At 52.7% G+C, this 2960-nt stretch carries 1 rRNA gene; it reads right to left on the bottom strand.

From position 1 onward, the window contains the following. Nucleotides 1-34 precede the first annotated feature (34 nt). Nucleotides 35-2943: ribosomal RNA gene (locus GW579_RS23715) — 23S ribosomal RNA — on the bottom strand. Nucleotides 2944-2960: the final 17 nt, after the last annotated feature.

The following is a 2960-nucleotide window of genomic DNA, read 5'->3' as shown; positions in this document are numbered from 1 at the left end:
GCACAGAGTCAATCTAAAACACCTTTGGTGTTGTAAGGTTAAGCCTCTCGGGTCATTAGTACTGGTTAGCTCAATGCATCGCTGCACTTACACACCCAGCCTATCAACGTCTTAGTCTTAAACGTCCCTTCAGGTGGCTTAAAGCCACAGGGAAGACTCATCTCGAGGCAAGTTTCGCGCTTAGATGCTTTCAGCGCTTATCTTTTCCGCATTTAGCTACCGGGCAATGCCATTGGCATGACAACCCGAACACCAGTGATGCGTCCACTCCGGTCCTCTCGTACTAGGAGCAGCCCCTCTCAATCTTCCAACGCCCACGGCAGATAGGGACCGAACTGTCTCACGACGTTCTAAACCCAGCTCGCGTACCACTTTAAACGGCGAACAGCCGTACCCTTGGGACCTACTTCAGCCCCAGGATGTGATGAGCCGACATCGAGGTGCCAAACACCGCCGTCGATATGAACTCTTGGGCGGTATCAGCCTGTTATCCCCGGAGTACCTTTTATCCGTTGAGCGATGGCCCTTCCATTCAGAACCACCGGATCACTATGACCTACTTTCGTACCTGCTCGAGCCGTCACTCTCGCAGTCAAGCTAGCTTATGCCATTGCACTAACCTCACGATGTCCGACCGTGATTAGCTAACCTTCGTGCTCCTCCGTTACTCTTTAGGAGGAGACCGCCCCAGTCAAACTACCCACCAGACACTGTCCTCACCCCGGATCACGGGGCCGAGTTAGAACATCAAACATTAAAGGGTGGTATTTCAAGGTTGGCTCCACGCAGACTGGCGTCCACGCTTCAAAGCCTCCCACCTATCCTACACATCAAGGCTCAATGTTCAGTGTCAAGCTATAGTAAAGGTTCACGGGGTCTTTCCGTCTTGCCGCGGGTACACTGCATCTTCACAGCGAGTTCAATTTCACTGAGTCTCGGGTGGAGACAGCCTGGCCATCATTACGCCATTCGTGCAGGTCGGAACTTACCCGACAAGGAATTTCGCTACCTTAGGACCGTTATAGTTACGGCCGCCGTTTACCGGGGCTTCGATCAAGAGCTTCTCCTTACGGATAACCCCATCAATTAACCTTCCGGCACCGGGCAGGCGTCACACCGTATACGTCCACTTTCGTGTTTGCACAGTGCTGTGTTTTTATTAAACAGTTGCAGCCAGCTGGTATCTTCGACTGGCTTCAGCTCCGGGAGCAAGTCCCTTCACCTACGCGCCAGCGTGCCTTCTCCCGAAGTTACGGCACCATTTTGCCTAGTTCCTTCACCCGAGTTCTCTCAAGCGCCTGAGTATTCTCTACCTGACCACCTGTGTCGGTTTGGGGTACGATTTCGTGTTACCTGGAGCTTAGAGGCTTTTCCTGGAAGCATGGCATCAGCTACTTCACCACCGTAGTGGCTCGTTATCACGCCTCAGGGTTAGTATGCAACCGGATTTACCAGGTCACACCCCCTACACGCTTGAACCGGGACAACCGTCGCCCGGCCAGCCTAGCCTTCTCCGTCCCCCCTTCGCAGTAACACCAAGTGCAGGAATATTAACCTGCTTCCCATCGACTACGCTTTTCAGCCTCGCCTTAGGGGTCGACTCACCCTGCCCCGATTAACGTTGGACAGGAACCCTTGGTCTTCCGGCGTGCGGGTTTTTCACCCGCATTATCGTTACTTATGTCAGCATTCGCACTTCTGATACCTCCAGCAAACCTCACAGTTCACCTTCGACGGCTTACAGAACGCTCCCCTACCCAACAACGCCTAAGCGTCGCTGCCGCAGCTTCGGTGCATGGTTTAGCCCCGTTACATCTTCCGCGCAGGCCGACTCGACCAGTGAGCTATTACGCTTTCTTTAAATGATGGCTGCTTCTAAGCCAACATCCTGGCTGTCTGTGCCTTCCCACATCGTTTCCCACTTAACCATGACTTTGGGACCTTAGCTGGCGGTCTGGGTTGTTTCCCTCTTCACGACGGACGTTAGCACCCGCCGTGTGTCTCCCGTGATAACATTCTTCGGTATTCGTAGTTTGCATCGAGTTGGTAAGCCGGGATGGCCCCCTAGTCGAAACAGTGCTCTACCCCCGAAGATGAGTTCACGAGGCGCTACCTAAATAGCTTTCGGGGAGAACCAGCTATCTCCCGGTTTGATTGGCCTTTCACCCCCAGCCACAAGTCATCCGCTAATTTTTCAACATTAGTCGGTTCGGTCCTCCAGTTAGTGTTACCCAACCTTCAACCTGCCCATGGCTAGATCACCGGGTTTCGGGTCTATACCTTGCAACTTGACGCCCAGTTAAGACTCGGTTTCCCTACGGCTCCCCTATACGGTTAACCTTGCTACAAAATATAAGTCGCTGACCCATTATACAAAAGGTACGCAGTCACCCAACAAAGTAGGCTCCCACTGCTTGTACGTACACGGTTTCAGGTTCTATTTCACTCCCCTCGCCGGGGTTCTTTTCGCCTTTCCCTCACGGTACTGGTTCACTATCGGTCAGTCAGGAGTATTTAGCCTTGGAGGATGGTCCCCCCATATTCAGACAGGATGTCACGTGTCCCGCCCTACTCATCGAACTCACAATCTGTGCATTTTTGTGTACGGGACTATCACCCTGTACCGTGCGACTTTCCAGACGCTTCCACTAACACACAAACTGATTCTGGTTCTGGGCTCTTCCCCGTTCGCTCGCCGCTACTGGGGGAATCTCGGTTGATTTCTTTTCCTCGGGGTACTTAGATGTTTCAGTTCCCCCGGTTCGCCTCATTACACTATGTATTCATGTAATGATAATGTGTCGAAACACACTGGGTTTCCCCATTCGGGTATCGTCGGGTATAACGGTTCATATCACCTTACCGACGCTTTTCGCAGATTAGCACGCCCTTCATCGCCTCTGACTGCCTAGGCATCCACCGTGTACGCTTAGTCGCTTAACCTCACAACCCGAAGGTGT

The sequence above is a fragment of the Rahnella contaminans genome (assembly GCF_011065485.1).
In the GTDB taxonomy this organism is placed as follows: domain Bacteria; phylum Pseudomonadota; class Gammaproteobacteria; order Enterobacterales; family Enterobacteriaceae; genus Rahnella; species Rahnella contaminans.
Note: the sequence above shows the minus strand (reverse complement) of the source record. Positions and strands in the feature narration are given on the sequence as shown.